Genomic DNA, 21,170 nt, shown 5'->3' with positions numbered 1-21,170 from the left:
CCGCGCGTGCCGGCGTGGCGGACGCAGTCATACGCGAACCCAGGCGCATTGTTCCGGCGCCAGGTCCAGCCGCACGGGCGCGCCCTGCGACAAGCCCGCCGCGCCCTGTTGTTCGACCAGCAACTCGCGGCCTCGCCAGTCCACCCGCACGCGCGTCAGGTTGCCCATGAAGGTCATTTCGCGCACCCGGCCCGGCCCGCGCTCGTCGGCGGCGATGCGCAGGCTTTCCGGCCGCAGGCAGGCCTCGAAACGCTCGCTGGCGCCGTCCGGCCGGGTCGCCAGCAACGCCGGCATGGCCTCGCGCACCCAGTCGGTCGGCAGCAGGTTGCTCAGGCCGACGAAGTTGGCGACGAAGCGTGTGCTCGGCCGCAGATACAGGTCGGAAGGCGATCCCACCTGCTCGACGCGGCCGTCATTCATGCACACGATCTTATCGGCCAGCGTGAGCGCTTCCTCCTGGTCGTGCGTCACCATGATGGTCGGGATCCGCAGGCGTCGCTGCACCTCGTGGATCTCGGCGCGCATGTCGGTGCGCACGCGCGCATCCAGCGCCGACAGGGGTTCATCAAGCAGGATCAGCGCGGGGTCCACCGCCAGCGCGCGCGCCAATGCCACGCGCTGCTGCTGGCCGCCGGACAATTGGTGGGGATAACGCTGTGCATAATCCGGCAGCTTGATCAGCGCGAGCAATTCGCGCACCCGTGCGTCGATGCGCTCGCGCGTCTCGCCGCGGATGCGCAACCCGTAGCCGACGTTCTCGGCCACCGTCATGTTGGGAAACAGCGAATACGACTGGAACACGATGCCGAAGCCGCGCTTGCGCGCTGGCAGCGCCGACAGGTCGCGTCCGCCCAGCGTGATGGTGCCGCTGTCGAATGGCAGCAGGCCGGCGACGATGCGCAGCAGGGTGGTCTTGCCGCAGCCGCTGGGTCCCAGCAGGCAGACGAATTCATGTTCGCCCACTGACAGGTCGATGCCTTCCAGCGCCACCGCGCCGTCGAAGGTCTTGCGGATCCCGCGCAATTCCAGGTACATGGCCGCTCCAGGCGGTGGCGTGGCGGCCGGCGCGCCGGCCGCCACGCCGTCAGCGTTTGATGGTGTCCTGCCAGGTCTTGATGGTGGCGTCGCGTTCCGCCGCCGATTTCTGGAAGTCCACCGGATACAGCACGGCGGTCAGGTCCTTGGGCAGCCCGGCGGCCTCGGCCGCCTTGTTTGGGGCGGCGCCGGGAATCGTCACCAGTTCCTTGTACTTGCTGTACAGCCCGCCTGCCTGCGCCGACAGCGTCCAGTCGAGGAAGCGCTTGGCGTCCGCGGGATTCTTCGCCGTCTTCATCAGGCCGGAGGCTTCGAGTTCGTAGCCCACCCATTTCGACGGGATCACCATCTTCACCGGAAAGCCTTCCTCGATCGATTGCATCGCCGGGAACGCGAACGACACGCCGATCGCATACTCGCCGGCGCGCGCCATCTTGCAGGGGCGCGATCCCGACGGCGTGTACTGCGCCACGTTCTTGTCCAGGTCCTTGAGCAGCGCCCAGCCTTTCTCGGCGCCCAGGCCCTGCAGCAGCGCGACGATCTGCAGATAACCGGTGCCGGATGCCGCCGGACTGGGGATGACGATCTCGCCCTTGTAGACCGGCTTGGTCAGGTCTTCCCACGAGGTCGGCATCGGCAGGTTCCTGGACTTGAGCCGGTCGGTGTTGACACAGAACGCGGCCACGTAGCCGGTGGCGGCGAACCATTTGTTGTCGGCGGCCTTGTATTGCGCGGGCAGGGCTTCGATGCCCTTGGCCGCATACGGTTCCAGCAGCTTCTGCAGGCGCGGATCCAGCATGTTGCTGACCGCGAAGCCCCAGATCACGTCCTGCTGCGGATTGCCGGCCTCGGCGATCAGGCGAGCGCCCAGGTCGCCGGTGGACAGGCGCAGCACATTGACCTTCACGTCGGGCAGGGCGGCGTTGGCGGCCTTCAGGTAGGCGGCGATCTCGTCTTCCTCCAGCGCCGTGTAGACGGTGATCGCGCCGGCGTGGACGGCCTGGGCAAAACCTAGGGAAATTACTGCAACCACAAGACCAAGCTTCTTCTTACATTGCATGATGGGACTCCGGAAAGGAATACACGGCAACGGCGATGAGCTGCTTTTCTGCGGACGGCGACCTGCGGGCGAGGCGGTAGGGTTGCGCGAGGAAACGTTGCGTTTCCCGGGTTGCGTTTTTAGGTATATTTGCAAATTTGTGGCAACGTGTCTAGACTGGAGAAACCCGAATCGCATGGGTCTTTCCGCGCCGCGTTACGCCTCGGAGCTCGTCATGCAAACTTCGCCGCTGCCCGCCGCGCAGCAATTGGCCGCGTTTTCCTCGTTCGCCCAGACGCTGGCGGACCAGGTCCGGCCCCTGTCGCGCCAGTGGTTCCGCCACCCCCTGATGGTGGAGACCAAGGCGGATGAAAGTCCCGTCACCCGCGCCGACCGCGAGGTCGAGCAAGCGCTGCGCGAAGCCATCGCCCGCCAGTATCCGGATCACGGCATCTTCGGCGAGGAATACGGCGCCAGCCATGCCGAGGCCGAGTGGGTGTGGTCGCTCGACCCCATCGACGGCACCCGCGCGTTCATTTCCGGCAATCCCCTGTGGGGCACGCTGCTGGGCCTGCTGCACCGCGGCCGCCCGGTGCTGGGCCTGATCGACATTCCCATGATGGCCGAGCGCTGGCTCGGCGCCGCCGGTTCGCCCGCGCGCCTGAATGGCGAGCCCTGCCGCACCCGTCAATGCACCGAACTGGACCAGGCGATTCTCTACGCCACCTCGCCCGACATCTTCGAAGGCGCCGATCTGGCCGCATTCGACGCGCTGGCGCGCTCGGTGCGCATGCGCCGCTACGGCGGCGACTGCTACAGCTATGGCCTGCTGGCCAGCGGCCACGTCGACCTGGTGGTCGAGGCCGGCCTGCAGCCGTATGACTATCTGGCGCTGATGCCCGTGATCGAAGGCGCGGGCGGCGTCATTACCGATTGGTCGGGGCAGCCGTTAGGCCTCGCGTCGCAGGGCCGCGTGATCGCGGCCGCCACGCCGCAGCTGCATCGCGAGGCGATGCGGATGCTGGGGGCGGCCGTGACCTGAAACACCGCGCCCCGCGACCCCGCACGTCAACGCAACGCTTCAGCCACGACAAGGTGAACGAGCCATGCATGCACTAGGGGTAGCAACGGTGGAAGACGCGGAGCGGCTGGTCCAGGCCAGCACGCTCTCGCATATCAAGATCGGCCTGTCCGACGTCGATGGCGTCATGCTGGGCAAGTACGTCAGGCGCGACAAATTCCTGGCCGCGCTGCGCGGCGGGCTGGCTTTCTGCGACGTGGTGTTCGGCTGGGACCTGGACGACCAGCTCTACGACAACACCAAGTACACCGGCTGGCACACGGCCTATCCCGATGCCAAGCTGCGCATCGTGCCCAGCACCTGCCGCCGGCTGCCGCTGGAGCAGGGCCCCGGGGGCGAGGACATGTTGCTGTTCCTGGCCGAGTTCGAAGGCCCCGCGGCCGACATCTGCCCGCGCCGCCTGCTGCACCGCACGCTGGACCGCGCCGCCGGCATGGGCTTCGAGGTCTACGCCGCGCTCGAATACGAGTTTTTCATGTTCCGCGAGACGCCGCACTCGGTGCGCGCCAAGCACTACCGCGACATGGAGAACTGGACCCCCGGCAACTTCGGCTACTCGGTGCTGCGCAGCACCGTGCAGGGCGATTTCTATCGCAAGCTGCTCGACATGTGCGAGCGCATGGACATGCCGATCGAAGGCCTGCATACCGAGACCGGTCCCGGCGTGCTGGAGGCGGCCATCGCGGTCGATCAGGCCGCCGCCGCCGGCGACAAGGCCTTCCTCTTCAAGACCTTCACCAAGGCGCTGGCGCAGCAGAACGGCCTGATGGCCACCTTCATGGCGAAGTGGTCGCACGATCATCCCGGCCAGAGCGGCCACATCCACCTGTCGCTGCGCGACCGCACCAGCGGCCGCTCGGCCTTCTACGACGAGTCGCGTCCGCACGGCATGAGCGCGACGCAGGCGGCCTTCATGGCTGGCGTGCAACGCTACCTGCCCGAATTCATGGCGCTGTACGCGCAGACCATCAACAGTTATTCGCGCCTGGTGCCGGGTTACTGGGCGCCGCTGGACGCGACCTGGGGCATGGAGAACCGCACCACCGCGCTGCGTCTCATTCCGGGCAGCGACAAGTCGCAGCGTGTCGAAGTGCGCATCGGCTCGGCCGACGCCAATCCGTATCTGGCGCTGTCGGCCGCGCTGGCGTCGGGCCTGCGCGGCATCGAACAGGGCCTGCAACCCGAACCAATGGTGCAGGGCAACGCCTACACGCAGCAGTTTCCCGACCGCCTGCACCTGCCCACCACGTTGTGGGAAGCGGCGCAGCGCCTGCGCCAGTCCGAAGCCGCGCGCGAGCTGTTCGGCGATGCCTTCGTCGAGCATTACGCCGCCACGCGCGAATGGGAAGAGCGCCAGTTCCGGCGCCACGTCACCGATTGGGAGCTGGCTCGCTATTTCGAGATCATCTGAACGCCGCCGCTTCATCTTTTCACCACGCATGCACAGGGTCGCCATGACGCAGGAACTCATCACCATCAGTCCCATCGACGGCCGCGAAGTCGTGCGCCGCCCCTACGCCAGCGAGGCGCAGGTCGCGCAGGCGCTGGCCGACGCGCAGGCCGCGCAGGGCGCGTGGCACGCGCTCGGCATCGAGCAGCGCGGCCGCATCCTGTCGGATGCGGTGACGCGCTTCGTCGCCGGCAAGGCCGAGATCGCGCGCGCCATCACGATCCAGATGGGCCGCCCCTTGCGCTATACGCCGGGTGAAGTCGATGGCTTCGAGGCGCGAGCGCGCCACATGATCGGCATCGCCGCCGAGGCGCTGGCGCCGATCCAGGTGCCGGAGATCGCGGGCTTCACGCGTTTCATCAGCCGCGAGCCGATCGGCGTGGCGCTCACCATCGCGCCGTGGAACTATCCCTTGCTGACGGCGGTGAACAGCATCGTGCCGGCGCTGATGGCTGGCAACACCGTGATCCTCAAGCACTCGGACCAGACGCCGCTGTGCGCCGAGCTTATCGGCCGCGCCTTCAGCGAGGCCGGCGTGCCGCATGGCGTGTTCCAGTACCTGCACGCGAACCACGACATCGCGCAGCGGCTGATCCGCGCGCCCGAGATCGGCTATGTCTCCTTCACCGGTTCGGTGCGCGGCGGCCAGAGCGTGGAGCAGGCCGCCGCCGGCCGCTTCATCGGCGTGGGCCTGGAGCTGGGCGGCAACGACCCCGCGTATGTGCGCGCCGACGCCAACCTGGCGCACGCGATCGAGACGCTGGTGGACGGCGCCTTCTTCAATTCCGGCCAGTCCTGCTGCGGCATCCAGCGCATCTACGTGGCGCGCGACCGCTACCAGGATTTCATCGATCGCGCCGCGGCGCTGACCCAGGAGTACGTGCTGGGCGATCCCCTGCAGCCGGACACCACGCTCGGCCCGGTGGTGCGCACGCGCGCGGCCGACGAGGTGCGCGAAGTGATCGCCGAAGCCGAAGCGCGCGGCGCCCGCAACCTGGTCGATGCCACGCGTTTCGCCGCCGCGCGCGCCGGCACGCCGTACGTGGCGCCGGCGCTGCTGACGCAGGTGGATCACCGCATGCGCGTGATGAACGATGAATGCTTCGGCCCCGTGGTCGGCGTGATGCCGGTCGACAGCGACGAAGAGGCCGTCGCCTTGATGAACGACAGCCCCTATGGCCTGACCGCCGCCATCTTCACGCAGGATGAAGAGGCCGCATTGCATCTTGGCCGCCAGTTGTGCACGGGCACCGTCTTCATGAACCGCTGCGACTACCTCGATCCCGCGCTGGCGTGGACCGGCGTCAAGCAAACCGGCCGTGGCGTTTCGCTGTCGCGCGTCGGCTACGAACAGCTCACCCAAGCCAAATCCTTCCATCTGCGCCGCCACGCCTGAGCGCGCGACCAGGAGCCGACATGACCGTCCCCAGCGTCAACTGGAACTATCCCACCGCCATCAAGGCGGGCCCCGGCCGCATCAAGGAGTTGCCCGACTGGTGCCGCGAACTCGGCATGGCGCGCCCCTTGTTGGTCACCGATCCCGGCCTGGCCGCGCTGCCCATGATCGCCGACGCGGTGCGCGGCTGCCGCCAGGCCGGACTCGAATGCGGCCTGTTCCACGAAGTGAAGGGCAACCCCACCGGCAGGAACGTGGACGACGGCGTGGCGCGCTATCGCGAAGGCCGCCACGATGGCGTCATCGCGTTCGGCGGCGGCTCGGCGCTGGACGCGGCCAAGGCCATCGCGTTGATGGCCGGCCAGAAGCGTCCGCTGTGGGACTTCGAAGACGTGGGCGACAACTACCTGCGCGTGAACGTGGCCGGCATGGCGCCAGTCGTCGCGGTGCCGACCACCGCGGGCACGGGCTCGGAAGTGGGGCGCGCCTCCGTCATCACCGACGAGGCGGCGCAGGTCAAGCGCATCATCTTCCACGCGCGCATGCTGCCCGCCATCGTCATCCTCGATCCCGAGCTCACCGTCGGCCTGCCGCCGCGCATCACTGCCGCGACCGGCATGGATGCGCTGTCGCACAACCTCGAGGCCTACTGTTCGCCCTTCTTCCATCCGATGGCCGCCGGCATCGCGCTGGAAGGCATGCGAATGATCAAGGAATACCTGCCGCAGGCCGTGGCCGATGGCGCCGACCTGCAGGCGCGCCAGCAGATGCTGGTGGCCTCCAGCATGGGCGCCACCGCATTCCAGCGCGGGCTCGGCGCGATGCACGCGCTGGCGCATCCGCTGGGGGCGTTGTACGACGCCCATCATGGCATGCTCAACGCCATCCTCATGCCCTACGTGCTCAAGGCCAACCTGCACGCGGTGGCGCCGCGGCTGCAGGCACTGGCGCGCTATCTGGCATTGCCGGATGACGGCCCCGGCGCCGTGCTCGACTGGGTCCTGGCGTTGCGCGAGACCGTCGGCATCCCGCACACCCTGGCCGACATCGGCATCGACGACGCGCAAGCCGAGCGGGTAGGGCGCATGGCCAGCGAGGATCCATCGGGCGGCACCAACCCCGTCGCCTACACGCCAGACCAGTACGCCGAACTTTTTCGTGCAGCCGTTCGCGGAATCTTGTAAGCTTCGCCCCCTCTGCGCGGAAACGCGGCAGGCAGAACGAAAGCTTTGAATATTTTTCGTCCCAGGCGTTTGACAGCGGATTTGAAAGTGTTCATAATCTCAAGTTCTCCGCTGGAGGGGTGCCCGAGTGGTTAAAGGGGGCAGACTGTAAATCTGTTGGCCTTGCGCCTACGTTGGTTCGAATCCAACCTCCTCCACCAGAGACCCAAACCTGAATCCAGGCGATGTTTGCCTGGATTTTAAAATGTAGGCCTAGGGAACTGGGCGGCCTTCGCAACGAAGGTGGCTGGTTCTCCAAGGCCTTAGTTTTGAAAGTCTGGGATAGATAGTGAGGTGGTGAAAGGACAGCCGCGGGTGTAGCTCAATGGTAGAGCAGAAGCCTTCCAAGCTTACGACGAGGGTTCGATTCCCTTCACCCGCTCCAAGCAGTACACATGCCCATGTGGCTCAGTGGTAGAGCACTCCCTTGGTAAGGGAGAGGTCGCGCGTTCGATCCGCGCCATGGGCACCACAAATTCCAAAGTCTTTTCTTCAGTCAGCAGCTTCAGTCAAAAGCGCAATCCAGGTCAGGAGTCAGCCATGGCAAAAGGCAAGTTTGAACGTACCAAGCCGCACGTGAACGTGGGTACGATTGGTCACGTTGACCACGGCAAAACGACGTTGACGGCGGCGATCACGACCGTTCTGTCGACCAAGTTCGGCGGCGAAGCCAAGGGCTACGACCAGATCGACGCGGCTCCTGAAGAAAAGGCTCGCGGCATCACGATCAACACGGCCCACGTCGAGTACGAAACGGAAACGCGCCACTACGCGCACGTTGACTGCCCGGGCCACGCTGACTACGTCAAGAACATGATCACGGGTGCCGCCCAGATGGACGGCGCGATCCTGGTCGTGTCGGCCGCTGACGGCCCGATGCCGCAAACGCGTGAACACATCCTGCTGAGCCGCCAGGTTGGCGTGCCGTACATCATCGTCTTCCTGAACAAGGCCGACATGGTTGACGACGCCGAGCTGCTCGAGCTGGTGGAAATGGAAGTTCGCGAACTGCTGAGCAAGTACGACTTCCCGGGCGACGACACCCCGATCGTGAAGGGTTCGGCCAAGCTGGCGCTGGAAGGCGACAAGGGCGAACTGGGCGAGCAAGCGATCCTGTCGCTGGCCCAAGCCCTGGACACCTACATCCCGACGCCCGAGCGTGCCGTTGACGGCGCGTTCCTGATGCCGGTCGAAGACGTGTTCTCGATCTCGGGTCGCGGCACCGTGGTGACCGGCCGTATCGAGCGCGGCGTGATCAAGGTCGGCGAAGAAATCGAAATCGTCGGTATCACCCCGACGGTCAAGACGACCTGCACCGGCGTGGAAATGTTCCGCAAGCTGCTGGACCAAGGTCAAGCCGGCGACAACGTGGGCATCCTGCTGCGCGGCACCAAGCGTGAAGACGTCCAGCGCGGCCAGGTTCTGGCCAAGCCGGGCTCGATCACCCCGCACACGGACTTCACCTCCGAGGTGTACATCCTGTCCAAGGAAGAAGGCGGCCGCCACACCCCGTTCTTCAACGGCTATCGTCCCCAGTTCTACTTCCGCACGACGGACGTGACCGGCACGATCGACCTGCCGGCCGACAAGGAAATGGTCCTGCCGGGCGACAACGTGACGATGACCGTCAAGCTGCTGGCCCCGATCGCCATGGAAGAAGGCCTGCGTTTCGCCATCCGTGAAGGCGGTCGTACCGTCGGCGCCGGCGTCGTCGCCAAGATCCTGAAGTAAGCAATACCCGGATGGGTAGAGTGGGCTCTCAAGCCCCTCTATCCATCTTTGCTGTAAAAGTAGTATGATGTTTGGTTCCGCAAGCCGCTACGCGTGGCGGCCTGGCTGGAGCGGCGAAAGTGTAGTGCACGTGTAGTGATGTGTGAGTTTTAGGGGCATAGCTCAATTGGCAGAGCGTCGGTCTCCAAAACCGAAGGTTGTAGGTTCGATTCCTACTGCCCCTGCCACCGCCAGGATAAACCCGCGGGAGATCATCGCGAGTTACGCATTCACGGCGGCTCGCGTCGCAATATGTCTAATACCAGCGTAGAAACCGTAACCAGTACCGCCGACCGGGTCAAGCTCGGGCTGGCGGTTCTTGTCGTTATTGCTGGCATCGTCGGGTTTTCCGTGCTCAGCGCGCAACCGATGCCTGCCCGTATCGGCGTCTTTGTCGGCGGCCTCGTGATCGCAGCCGTGATCGCCTGGTTCAGCGAACCCGGCCGTCGCACCCTGAGCTTTGCCAGCGAGTCCTACAACGAAGTCAAGCGTGTGTCGTGGCCGACCCGCAAGGAAACGACCCAGATGACGGGCATCGTTTTCGCGTTCGTGGCGGTCATGGGCATTTTCATGTGGGTGCTCGACAAGGGCATCGAATGGATTCTCTACGGCCTGTTGTTGGGCTGGAAATAAGGACGGCGAATGAGTAAGCGTTGGTATGTCGTCCATGTGTACTCCGGCATGGAAAAAAGCGTACACAAGGCCCTGAACGAGCGCATCGAGCGCGCGGGCCTGCAAACGTCTTTCGGCCGCATTCTTGTGCCCTCCGAGGAAGTCGTCGAGGTCAAGGGTGGCCAGAAGTCGATCACCGAGCGCCGCATTTTCCCCGGTTATGTCCTGGTTGAAATGGACCTGACCGACGAAACGTGGCACTTGGTCAAGAACACCAACCGCGTCACCGGCTTTTTGGGTGGCTCGGGCAATCGTCCGACCCCGATTTCCGAAAAGGAAGTCGAAAAGATCCTCTCCCAGATGGAAGAGGGCGTCGAGAAACCCCGCCCCAAGATCCTGTTCGAAGTGGGCGAGATGGTTCGGGTCAAGGAAGGTCCGTTTGCGGACTTCAACGGCAACGTCGAAGAAGTCAACTACGAAAAGAGCAAGGTTCGCGTGTCTGTCACGATCTTCGGTCGTGCCACCCCCGTCGAACTGGATTTCAGCCAGGTCGAAAAGACCTGATTTCAACCCCCCGGGGAGCCCTGGCCGCGCGCTAGGGCGATATAACCCGCAAGGAGCAAAGCATGGCGAAGAAGATCGTCGGCTTTATCAAGCTGCAAGTGCCGGCTGGTAAGGCTAACCCCTCCCCCCCGATTGGCCCGGCCCTGGGTCAGCGTGGCCTGAACATCATGGAATTCTGCAAGGCGTTCAACGCCAAGACCCAAGGCATGGAGCCTGGTCTGCCGATTCCGGTGGTGATCACCGCTTTCGCCGACAAGAGCTTCACCTTCATCATGAAGACCCCGCCCGCGACGGTCCTCATCAAGAAGGCCGCCGGCGTGCAAAAGGGTTCGTCCAAGCCGCATACCGACAAGGTCGGCACGCTGACCCGCGCGCAAGCTGAAGAAATCGCCAAGGCCAAGGGCCCCGATCTGACCGCCGCCGATCTGGACGCCGCCGTCCGCACGATCGCTGGCAGCGCCCGCAGCATGGGCATCACGGTTGAGGGGATCTAATCATGGCAAAACTGAGCAAGCGCGCCGCCGCCATTGCGCAAAAGATCGACCGCACCAAGCTGTACCCGGTCGCCGAGGCCCTGACCCTGGTCAAGGAAACCGCTGTCGCCAAGTTCAACGAATCGATTGACGTGGCCGTGCAACTGGGCATCGACCCGAAGAAGTCGGACCAACTGGTCCGCGGCTCGGTCGTGCTGCCCGCCGGCACCGGCAAGACGGTCCGTGTCGCCGTGTTCGCCCAAGGCGACAAGGCCGAGGCCGCCAAGGCCGCCGGCGCCGACATCGTCGGCCTGGACGACCTGGCTGACCAGATCAAGGCCGGTCAGATGGACTTCGACGTGGTCATCGCCTCGCCCGACACGATGCGTGTCGTCGGCGCCCTGGGTCAGATCCTGGGCCCGCGTGGCCTGATGCCGAACCCGAAGGTCGGCACCGTGACCCCCGACGTCGCCACCGCTGTCAAGAACGCCAAGGCCGGTCAGGTTCAGTACCGCACCGACAAGGCCGGCATCATCCACGCCACGATCGGCCGCGCGTCGTTCGGCGTGGAACAGCTGCAAACCAACTTGGCCGCTCTGGTCGACGCCCTGCAAAAGGCTCGTCCCGCCGCTGCCAAGGGCATCTACCTGCGCAAGCTGGCCGTTTCGTCCACGATGGGCGGCGGTGCGCGCGTGGAAATTGCCTCGCTGTCGGCTACCAACTAAGCCAACAGCTGTAAACGTACTTTGGGCCGCATCCGGATTCCTCCGGATGCTGCTGTCAAAGACCGCTGGAGCGGGTCGGTGGAAGCACTATCCCGCCGCCCCGCTTAATCCCGAAGCTCGCAAAGTTCGGATCCAGCGTAGACGGCGTCCCCAGGAAGATTTCTTTACCCGAAGAACTCGACCAGGCGCCGCATTCGGTTGACGCGCAAGGCTCCGGCCCCAGGCGTCTTTTGATGGAGTGTTCAAACCGTGAGTCTCAATCGTCAAGAGAAAGCGGTGGTAATCGAGGAAGTCTCGGCCGAAGTGGCCAAGGCGCAATCGATTGTTATCGCCGAGTACCGTGGTCTGGACGTCGCCTCTGTCACCGTACTGCGCAAAACTGCGCGTGAATCGGGCGTGTATCTGCGTGTTCTGAAGAACTCGCTGGCCCGTCGTGCTGTTGCCGGCACGGCTTTCGAGCCGTTGGCCGAGCAACTGACCGGTCCGCTGATCTATGGCATCAGCGCTGATCCGGTTACGGCGGCCAAGGTCCTCGCAGGTTTCGCGAAAAGCAACGACAAGCTGGTCATCAAGGCGGGCGCTCTGCCCAACAGCCTGCTGAACCAAGAAGGCGTGAAGGCCCTGGCCACCATGCCCTCGCGCGAAGAGTTGCTGTCGAAACTGCTGGGCACCATGCAAGCCCCCATCGCGCAATTCGTGCGTACGCTCAACGAAGTTCCGACCAAGTTCGCCCGTGGCCTCGCCGCCGTGCGCGACCAGAAGGCCGCGGCTTAATCCCCGCCCTTCACGGAAATTCGCTGAACGACCGAGCGACACCCAAACCCTGGCATTACCCAATATTTGGAGTTCTTAAAAATGGCACTTAACAAAGCTGAAATCCTTGACGCCATCGCTGGCATGACCGTGCTCGAACTGTCCGAGCTGATCAAGGAAATGGAAGAGAAGTTCGGCGTGTCGGCTGCTGCCGCCGCTGTCGCTGTCGCTGCTCCCGCCGCTGGTGGCGCCGCCGCCGCTGCTGAAGAGCAGACCGAGTTCACCGTTGTCCTGGCTGAAGCCGGCGCCAACAAGGTTTCCGTCATCAAGGCCGTGCGCGAGCTGACCGGTCTGGGCCTGAAGGAAGCCAAGGACCTGGTCGACGGCGCTCCGAAGCCCGTCAAGGAAGGCGTTGCCAAGGCTGACGCCGAAGCCGCCAAGAAGAAGCTGGAAGAAGCTGGCGCCAAGGTCGAAGTCAAGTAAGACCTGCGTCAACTTGCCCGGGGACAGCGCAATTTGCCGTCCCCGGGCTTTTGCGTTTCCAGGAAACCCCTGCTGGGGTCATGCCCTTTCCAGAGGGGTTTCCTGGAGTCGTATCACCTGGGGCCGTGGTTGACGGCCCATGCAACCTCGAGTCGGAGTGCTCATGCCTTACTCGTACACCGAAAAAAAGCGCATCCGCAAAAGCTTCGCCAAGCGTGAAGACGTTCAAAACGTTCCCTTCCTTTTGGCGACTCAGCTTCAATCCTACCTAACTTTCCTGCAGGCGGATACCGCCCCGTCCGATCGCGTAGCCGACGGTTTGCAGGCGGCGTTTTCGTCGATTTTCCCGATCGTTAGTCACAACGGTATGGCGCGCTTGGAGTTCGTGAGCTATGTGCTCGGCGAACCGGTGTTCGATGTCAAGGAATGTCAGCAACGTGGCCTGACCTATGCCTCGCCCCTGCGAGCCAAGGTCCGCCTGGTGCTGCTTGACCGCGAAGTCAGCAAGCCCACCGTCAAGGAAGTGAAGGAACAGGAAGTCTACATGGGCGAGATTCCGCTCATGACCGGCACCGGTTCGTTCGTCATCAACGGCACCGAGCGTGTCATCGTCTCGCAGCTGCACCGCTCGCCTGGCGTGTTCTTCGAGCACGACCGCGGCAAGACGCACAGCTCGGGCAAGCTGCTGTTCTCGGCCCGCGTGATTCCCTACCGCGGTTCGTGGCTGGACTTCGAATTCGACCCCAAGGACATCCTGTTCTTCCGCGTCGACCGTCGCCGCAAGATGCCTGTCACCATCCTGTGCAAGGCCATCGGCATGACGCCGGAATCGATCCTGGCCAACTTCTTCGACTTCGACAACTTCGAGTTGAAGAGCGAAGGCGCCATGATGGAATTCGTGCCCGAGCGTTGGAAGGGCGAAATGGCCCGCTTCGACATCGCGGACCGTTCGGGCAAGGTCATCGTCGAGAAAGACAAGCGTATCAACGCCAAGCACCTGCGCGACCTGGCTGCCGGCGGCATCCAGCGCATCTCCGTGCCGGAAGACTTCCTGTACGGCCGCGTGCTGGCCAAGAACATCGTTGACGCCGATACCGGCGAGGTCATCGCCAACGCCAACGACGAGATCACCGAAAGCGTGCTGGGCGCCCTGCGCGCCGCCAACGTGCACGACATCCAGACGCTCTACACGAACGACCTGGATCGCGGCCCGTACATCTCGCAGACGCTGCGCACCGATGAAACCGCCGACCAGATGGCCGCGCGCGTTGCCATCTACCGCATGATGCGTCCTGGCGAACCGCCCACCGAAGAAGCGGTGGAAGCGCTGTTCCAGCGCCTGTTCTACAGCGAAGAAACGTACGATCTGTCGCGCGTCGGCCGCATGAAGGTCAACAGCCGCCTGGGCCGTGGTGAAGACATCACCGGCCCGATGACGCTGACCAACGAAGACATCCTTGAAACCATCAAGGTGCTGGTCGAGCTGCGTAACGGCCGTGGCCAGATCGACGACATCGATCACCTGGGCAACCGCCGCGTGCGTTGCGTCGGCGAACTGGCCGAGAACCAGTTCCGCGCCGGCCTCGTGCGCGTCGAACGCGCCGTCAAGGAACGTCTGGGCCAAGCCGAGACCGAAAACCTGATGCCGCACGACCTGATCAACTCCAAGCCGATCTCGGCCGCCATCAAGGAGTTCTTCGGTTCGAGCCAGCTGTCGCAGTTCATGGACCAGACCAACCCGCTGTCGGAAATCACGCACAAGCGTCGTGTTTCGGCACTGGGCCCGGGCGGTCTGACCCGCGAGCGCGCCGGCTTCGAAGTCCGTGACGTGCACCCGACCCACTACGGCCGCGTCTGCCCGATCGAAACGCCGGAAGGCCCGAACATCGGTCTGATCAACTCCATGGCGCTGTACGCTCGCTTGAACGAGTACGGCTTCCTGGAAACGCCTTACCGCAAGATCGTCGACGGCCGCGTCAGCGACCAGATCGACTACCTGTCCGCCATCGAAGAAAGCCACTACGTCATCGCGCAGGCCAACGCCGCGCTCGATGACGAAGGCAAGTTCGTGGACGACCTGGTGGCTTGCCGTGAAGCCGGCGAAACCATGCTGACCGCCCCGGCCAACGTGCACTACATGGACGTGGCCCCGTCGCAGATCGTGTCGGTCGCCGCCTCGCTGATTCCGTTCCTGGAGCACGACGACGCGAACCGCGCGCTGATGGGCGCCAACATGCAACGTCAGGCCGTGCCTTGCCTGCGTCCGGAAAAGCCGGTCGTGGGCACGGGTATCGAGCGCACCGTGGCCGTTGACTCGGGCACCACCGTGCAGGCGCTGCGTGGCGGCCTGGTCGACCACGTCGACGCCGAGCGCGTGGTGATCCGCGTGAACGACGAAGAAAACGTCGCCGGCGAAGTCGGTGTCGACATCTACAACCTGATCAAGTACACGCGTTCCAACCAGAACACGAACATCAACCAGCGTCCCATCGTCAAGCGTGGCGACCGTGTCGCCAAGGGTGACGTGCTGGCCGATGGCGCATCGACGGACCTGGGCGAACTCGCCCTGGGCCAGAACATGCTGATCGCGTTCATGCCCTGGAACGGCTACAACTTCGAAGACTCGATCCTGATCTCCGAAAAGGTCGTGGCCGATGACCGCTACACCTCGGTGCACATCGAGGAACTGACGGTCGTTGCCCGTGACACCAAGCTGGGTCCGGAAGAAATCACGCGCGACATCAGCAACCTGGCCGAGACGCAACTGAACCGCCTGGACGATTCCGGCATCACCTACATCGGCGCCGAAGTCAGCGCCGACGACGTGCTGGTCGGCAAGGTCACGCCCAAGGGCGAGACCCAGCTGACGCCGGAAGAAAAGCTGCTGCGCGCCATCTTCGGTGAAAAGGCGTCCGACGTTAAGGACACGTCGCTGCGCGTGCCTTCGGGCATGACCGGCACCGTGATCGACGTGCAGGTGTTCACGCGCGAAGGCATCGTGCGCGACAAGCGCGCCCAGTCCATCATCGACGATGAACTGCGCCGCTATCGCCAGGACCTGAACGACCAGCTGCGCATCGTTGAAAACGACCAGTTCGACCGTATCGAGAAGATGCTGGTCGGCAAGACCGTCAACGGCGGCCCGCGCAAGCTGGCCAAGGGCGCGACGATCACCAAGGCCTACCTGGCCGACCTGGATCGCTGGCAGTGGTTCGACATCCGCCTGGCCGACGAGCCCCACGCCGTGGTGCTGGAGCAGGCCAAGGAATCGCTCGAGCAGAAGCGTCACCAGTTCGACCTGGCCTTCGAAGAGAAGCGCAAGAAGCTGACGCAGGGCGACGAGCTGCCCCCGGGCGTGCTGAAGATGATCAAGGTCTACCTGGCCGTGAAGCGTCGTCTGCAGCCTGGCGACAAGATGGCAGGCCGTCACGGCAACAAGGGCGTGGTCTCGCGCATCACCCCGGTGGAAGACATGCCGCACATGGCTGACGGCACGCCGGCCGACATCGTTCTGAACCCGCTGGGCGTGCCCTCGCGGATGAACGTGGGCCAGGTGCTGGAAGTGCACTTGGGCTGGGCTGCCAAGGGCGTGGGTCACCGCATCGCCGACATGCTGCGCGACGAGCGCACCGCGCAGGTCAAGAACGTCCGCGCTTACCTGGACAAGGTCTACAACACGACCGGCACCGGCGCGCGCATCGACGAGCTGACCGACGAAGAAGTCATGGAAATGGCCCAGAACCTCAAGAACGGCGTGCCGTTCGCGACGCCCGTCTTCGACGGCGCGACCGAAGAGGAAATCACCAAGATGCTGGAACTGGCCTATCCGGACGACGTCGCCAAGCGCATGGCGCTGACGCCCTCGCGCACGCAGGCGTGGCTGTACGACGGCCGCACCGGCGAGAAGTTCGAGCGTCCGGTCACCGTCGGCTACATGCACTACCTGAAGCTGCACCACTTGGTCGACGACAAGATGCACGCGCGTTCGACCGGCCCGTACTCGCTCGTGACCCAGCAGCCGCTGGGCGGCAAGGCGCAGTTCGGTGGCCAGCGTTTCGGGGAAATGGAAGTGTGGGCGCTGGAAGCCTACGGCGCCGCCTACACCCTGCAGGAAATGCTGACGGTGAAGTCCGACGACATCACCGGCCGCACCAAGGTATACGAAAACATCGTCAAGGGCGATCACGTCATCGATGCCGGCATGCCGGAATCGTTCAACGTGCTGGTCAAGGAAATCCGCTCGTTGGCCCTGGACATGGATTTGGAGCGTAACTAATGAAAGCGCTACTCGACCTCTTTAAGCAAGTCTCGCAAGACGAGCAATTCGATGCCATCAAGATCGGCATCGCCTCGCCCGAGAAGATCCGTTCGTGGTCCTACGGCGAAGTTCGCAAGCCCGAGACCATCAACTACCGCACGTTCAAGCCCGAGCGTGACGGTCTGTTCTGCTCCAAGATCTTCGGCCCGATCAAGGACTACGAGTGCCTGTGCGGCAAGTACAAGCGCCTGAAGCACCGTGGCGTGATCTGCGAGAAGTGCGGCGTTGAAGTTACCGTTGCCAAGGTTCGCCGTGAGCGCATGGGCCACATCGAGCTGGCCAGCCCCGTCGCGCACATCTGGTTCCTGAAGAGCCTGCCGTCGCGTCTGGGCATGGTGCTCGACATGACCCTGCGCGACATCGAACGCGTCCTGTACTTCGAAGCCTGGTGCGTGATCGAACCCGGCATGACGCCGCTCAAGCGCGGCCAGATCATGTCGGATGACGATTTCCTGGCCAAGACCGAGGAATACGGCGACGACTTCCGTGCCCTGATGGGCGCCGAAGCCGTGCGCGAACTGCTGCGCACCATCGACATCGACCGCGAAGTGGAAACGCTGCGCGGCGAACTGAAGGCCACCAGCTCGGAAGCCAAGATCAAGAAGATCTCCAAGCGCCTGAAGGTGCTGGAAGGCTTCCAGAAATCCGGCATCAAGGCCGAGTGGATGGTCATGGAAGTGCTGCCCGTGCTGCCGCCGGACCTGCGTCCGCTGGTGCCGCTGGACGGCGGCCGTTTCGCGACCTCCGACCTGAACGACCTGTACCGCCGCGTCATCAACCGCAACAACCGTCTGAAGCGCCTGCTGGAGCTGAAGGCTCCTGAAATCATCCTGCGCAATGAAAAGCGCATGCTGCAGGAAGCGGTCGACTCGCTGCTGGACAACGGTCGCCGCGGCAAGGCCATGACCGGCGCCAACAAGCGCCAGCTCAAGTCCCTGGCCGACATGATCAAGGGCAAGAGCGGTCGTTTCCGTCAGAACCTGCTGGGCAAGCGCGTCGACTACTCGGGCCGTTCGGTCATCGTGGTGGGTCCGCAGCTCAAGCTGCACCAGTGCGGCCTGCCCAAGCTGATGGCCCTGGAACTGTTCAAGCCGTTCATCTTCAATCGCCTGGAGATGATGGGCCTGGCCACGACCATCAAGGCCGCCAAGAAGCTGGTGGAAAGCCAGGAACCGGTGGTCTGGGACATCCTGGAAGAAGTCATCCGCGAACACCCGGTCATGCTGAACCGTGCGCCCACGCTGCACCGTTTGGGCATCCAGGCGTTCGAGCCGGTCCTGATCGAAGGCAAGGCCATCCAGCTGCACCCGCTGGTCTGCGCGGCGTTCAACGCCGACTTCGACGGTGACCAGATGGCCGTCCACGTGCCGCTGTCGCTGGAAGCCCAGCTCGAAGCGCGCACGCTGATGCTGGCTTCGAACAACGTGCTGTTCCCGGCCAACGGCGAACCGTCGATCGTGCCGTCCCAGGACATCGTGCTGGGTCTGTACTACACGACGCGCGAGCGCATCAACGGCAAGGGCGAAGGCATCTTCTTCACCGACGTCGCTGAAGTGCAACGCGCCTACGACAACGGCGAAGTGGAGCTGCAAAGCCGCATCACCGTGCGCCTGAAGGAACACGAGCGTGACGAGAATGGCGAATGGCAGCCGGTGATCCGCCGCCACGAAACCACCGTCGGCCGCGCGCTGCTGTCCGAGATCCTGCCCAAGGGCCTGCCCTTCACCGTCCTGAACAAGGCGCTGAAGAAGAAGGAAATCTCGCGCCTGATCAACCAGTCGTTCCGCCGTTGCGGCCTGCGCGACACGGTGATCTTCGCCGACAAGCTGATGCAGTCGGGCTTCCGCCTGGCCACCCGCGGCGGTATCTCGATCGCCATGGGCGACATGCTGATCCCGTCGGCCAAGGAAGGCATCCTGGCCGAAGCCAGCCGTGAAGTGAAGGAAATCGACAAGCAGTACTCGTCGGGTCTGGTCACGTCCCAGGAACGCTACAACAACGTGGTGGACATCTGGGGCAAGGCCGGCGACAAGGTCGGCAAGGCGATGATGGAACAGCTGGCCACCGAACCCGTGATCAACCGTCACGGCGAGGAAGTGCGCCAGGAGTCGTTCAACTCCATCTACATGATGGCTGACTCGGGCGCCCGCGGTTCGGCCGCCCAGATCCGCCAGCTGGCCGGCATGCGCGGCCTGATGGCCAAGCCGGACGGCTCGATCATCGAGACGCCCATTACCGCGAACTTCCGTGAAGGCCTGAACGTGCTTCAGTACTTCATCTCGACTCACGGCGCGCGTAAGGGTCTGGCCGACACGGCACTGAAGACCGCGAACTCGGGCTACCTGACCCGTCGTCTGGTCGACGTGACGCAGGACTTGGTGATCACCGAGGACGATTGCGGCACCTCGCAGGGCTACAACATGAAGGCCCTGGTGGAAGGCGGTGAAGTCATCGAGCCGCTGCGCGACCGTATCCTGGGCCGCGTGGCTGCCATCGACATCGTCAACCCGGACACGCAGGAAACGGCCATCACCGCCGGCACCCTGCTGGACGAAGACATGGTCGACATGATCGACCGCATCGGCGTGGATGAAGTCAAGGTCCGCACGCCGCTGACCTGCGAAACGCGCCACGGCCTGTGCGCGCACTGCTATGGCCGTGACCTCGGCCGTGGCACTTCGGTGAACCAGGGCGAAGCGGTCGGCGTCATCGCCGCCCAGTCCATCGGTGAACCGGGCACGCAGCTGACGATGCGTACGTTCCACATCGGTGGCGCGGCGTCGCGTTCGGCCCTGGCCAGCGCGGTGGAAACCAAGTCCAGCGGCGTGGTCGGCTTTGCCAGCACCATGCGCTACGTCACCAACGCCAAGGGCGAACGCGTCGCGATCTCGCGCTCGGGCGAACTGGCGATCTTCGACGACAACGGCCGCGAACGCGAACGCCACAAGATCCCGTACGGCGCGACCGTGCTGGTGGGCGACGGCGAGGCCGTGAAGGCCGGCGCGCGCCTGGCGACGTGGGATCCGCTGACCCGTCCGATCGTGTCGGAATACGGTGGCGCTGTCCGCTTCGAGAACATCGAAGAAGGCGTGACCGTGGCCAAGCAGGTGGACGAAGTCACCGGCCTGTCGACGCTCGTCGTCATCACGCCCAAGACCCGTGGCGGCAAGATCGTCATGCGTCCGCAGATCAAGCTGGTCAACGAGAACGGCGAAGACGTCAAGATCGCCGGAACCGATCACTCGGTGAACATCTCGTTCCCGGTCGGCGCGCTGATCACCGTGCGTGACGGCCAGCAGGTTGCCGTGGGTGAAGTCCTGGCGCGTATTCCGCAGGAATCGCAAAAGACCCGCGACATTACCGGCGGTCTGCCGCGCGTGGCCGAGCTGTTCGAAGCCCGTTCGCCCAAGGATGCCGGCATGCTCGCCGACGTCACCGGCACGGTCTCGTTCGGCAAGGACACCAAGGGCAAGCAGCGCCTGGTCATCACCGACCTGGAAGGCGTCAGCCACGAGTTCCTGATTCCGAAGGAAAAGCAGGTGCTGGTGCACGACGGCCAGGTGGTGAACAAGGGCGAAATGATCGTGGACGGCCCGGCCGATCCCCACGACATCCTGCGCCTGCAAGGCATCGAGAAGCTGGCGACCTACATCGTCGACGAAGTGCAGGACGTGTACCGTCTGCAGGGCGTGAAGATCAACGACAAGCACATCGAAGTGATTGTTCGTCAGATGCTGCGCCGTGTGAACATCGTCGATGCGGGCGATACCGAGTTCATCCCGGGCGAGCAGGTCGAGCGCTCCGAGCTGTTGAACGAGAACGACCGCGTCAACGCTGAAGACAAGCGTCCGGCCACGTACGAAAACGTGCTGCTGGGTATCACCAAGGCCTCGCTGTCGACCGACTCGTTCATCTCGGCCGCCTCGTTCCAGGAAACCACGCGTGTCCTGACCGAAGCCGCCATCATGGGCAAGCGCGACGACCTGCGTGGCCTGAAGGAAAACGTCATCGTCGGCCGCCTGATCCCGGCCGGTACCGGCCTGGCGTACCACCATGCCCGCAAGGACAAGGAAGCCCTGGAGGCCGCGGAACGCGAAGCCGCCCGCCAGCTGGCCAACCCGTTCGAAGACTCGCCGGTCACGGTGGGCTCGGACGCCGATGTCCCGTCGTCCGACCTGGGCAGCGAGGACGCCGCCGAATAAGGGCGACGTCCGGTGCACCCCCCGCGCAGGTCCGGCGGGGGAGGCC

General features: G+C 64.2%; 15 protein-coding genes and 4 tRNA genes. 17 read left to right on the top strand and 2 right to left on the bottom strand.

The features are described 5' to 3' along the window. Positions 1-27: 27 nt before the first annotated feature. The gene (locus tag ACUTAG_RS14360; protein ID WP_026382444.1) at positions 28-1,035 is read right to left on the bottom strand and encodes an ABC transporter ATP-binding protein; all 1,008 of its coding nucleotides are present in this window, start codon (positions 1,033-1,035) and stop codon (positions 28-30) included. 49 nt (positions 1,036-1,084) lie between these two features. Beyond that, entirely contained in the window at positions 1,085-2,095 is a 1,011-nt protein-coding gene (locus ACUTAG_RS14355) for an ABC transporter substrate-binding protein (protein WP_020925801.1), read from the bottom strand. A 214-nt stretch (positions 2,096-2,309) separates the two neighbouring features. Here ACUTAG_RS14355 and hisN point away from each other — a divergent pair, with 214 nt between their 5' ends. The 17 genes from hisN to rpoC all read left to right on the top strand — a co-directional run bounded on the left by hisN (position 2,310) and on the right by rpoC (position 21,124). Beyond that, on the top strand, positions 2,310-3,116 hold the full coding sequence (gene hisN / locus ACUTAG_RS14350; protein ID WP_026382445.1) for a histidinol-phosphatase: 807 nt from the start codon (positions 2,310-2,312) through the stop codon (positions 3,114-3,116). Positions 3,117-3,180: 64 nt separating this feature from the next. Beyond that, positions 3,181-4,566, top strand: coding sequence for a glutamine synthetase family protein (locus ACUTAG_RS14345; RefSeq protein ID WP_026382446.1), 1,386 nt, complete (start codon positions 3,181-3,183; stop codon positions 4,564-4,566). Between the two features lie 43 nt (positions 4,567-4,609). Beyond that, positions 4,610-6,001, top strand: a complete 1,392-nt coding sequence (locus ACUTAG_RS14340) for an aldehyde dehydrogenase family protein (protein WP_054485530.1) — start codon at positions 4,610-4,612, stop codon at positions 5,999-6,001. A 20-nt stretch (positions 6,002-6,021) separates the two neighbouring features. Then, a complete protein-coding gene (locus ACUTAG_RS14335; protein ID WP_054446137.1) occupies positions 6,022-7,185 on the top strand; it encodes an iron-containing alcohol dehydrogenase in 1,164 nt (387 codons plus the stop codon). A gap of 113 nt (positions 7,186-7,298) precedes the next feature. After that, a tRNA-Tyr gene (locus ACUTAG_RS14330) sits at positions 7,299-7,385 on the top strand. A gap of 150 nt (positions 7,386-7,535) precedes the next feature. Further along, a tRNA-Gly gene (locus ACUTAG_RS14325) sits at positions 7,536-7,609 on the top strand. Between the two features lie 12 nt (positions 7,610-7,621). Then, a tRNA-Thr gene (locus tag ACUTAG_RS14320) sits at positions 7,622-7,696 on the top strand. 68 nt (positions 7,697-7,764) lie between these two features. Further along, complete coding sequence (tuf, locus tag ACUTAG_RS14315; RefSeq protein ID WP_020925806.1) at positions 7,765-8,955, top strand: elongation factor Tu; 1,191 nt, start codon at positions 7,765-7,767, stop codon at positions 8,953-8,955. A gap of 151 nt (positions 8,956-9,106) precedes the next feature. Beyond that, a tRNA-Trp gene (locus tag ACUTAG_RS14310) sits at positions 9,107-9,182 on the top strand. Positions 9,183-9,246: 64 nt separating this feature from the next. Continuing rightward, a complete protein-coding gene (gene secE, locus ACUTAG_RS14305; protein WP_006389585.1) occupies positions 9,247-9,627 on the top strand; it encodes a preprotein translocase subunit SecE in 381 nt (126 codons plus the stop codon). A 9-nt stretch (positions 9,628-9,636) separates the two neighbouring features. Next, on the top strand, positions 9,637-10,170 hold the full coding sequence (gene nusG / locus ACUTAG_RS14300) for a transcription termination/antitermination protein NusG (RefSeq protein ID WP_006389586.1): 534 nt from the start codon (positions 9,637-9,639) through the stop codon (positions 10,168-10,170). Between the two features lie 62 nt (positions 10,171-10,232). After that, positions 10,233-10,664, top strand: coding sequence for a 50S ribosomal protein L11 (gene rplK / locus ACUTAG_RS14295; RefSeq protein WP_006389587.1), 432 nt, complete (start codon positions 10,233-10,235; stop codon positions 10,662-10,664). A 2-nt stretch (positions 10,665-10,666) separates the two neighbouring features. Continuing rightward, on the top strand, positions 10,667-11,368 hold the full coding sequence (gene rplA / locus ACUTAG_RS14290) for a 50S ribosomal protein L1 (RefSeq protein WP_024070788.1): 702 nt from the start codon (positions 10,667-10,669) through the stop codon (positions 11,366-11,368). A gap of 249 nt (positions 11,369-11,617) precedes the next feature. Continuing rightward, positions 11,618-12,142 carry a 50S ribosomal protein L10 gene (gene rplJ, locus ACUTAG_RS14285; protein ID WP_006389589.1) on the top strand — a complete coding sequence of 175 codons (525 nt, stop codon included), beginning with the start codon at positions 11,618-11,620 and terminating at the stop codon, positions 12,140-12,142. Positions 12,143-12,223: 81 nt separating this feature from the next. After that, positions 12,224-12,604: a 50S ribosomal protein L7/L12 gene (gene rplL / locus ACUTAG_RS14280; protein WP_006389590.1), complete on the top strand. Its 381-nt coding sequence runs from the start codon at positions 12,224-12,226 to the stop codon at positions 12,602-12,604. A 163-nt stretch (positions 12,605-12,767) separates the two neighbouring features. Next, complete coding sequence (gene rpoB / locus ACUTAG_RS14275; RefSeq protein ID WP_020925808.1) at positions 12,768-16,880, top strand: DNA-directed RNA polymerase subunit beta; 4,113 nt, start codon at positions 12,768-12,770, stop codon at positions 16,878-16,880. Continuing rightward, positions 16,880-21,124, top strand: a complete 4,245-nt coding sequence (gene rpoC, locus ACUTAG_RS14270; protein ID WP_006389592.1) for a DNA-directed RNA polymerase subunit beta' — start codon at positions 16,880-16,882, stop codon at positions 21,122-21,124. The genes rpoB and rpoC overlap by 1 nt, the downstream gene beginning before the upstream one ends. Positions 21,125-21,170: the final 46 nt, after the last annotated feature.

The sequence above is a fragment of the Achromobacter sp. CSND-B12 genome (assembly GCF_052906545.1).
Note: the sequence above shows the minus strand (reverse complement) of the source record. Positions and strands in the feature narration are given on the sequence as shown.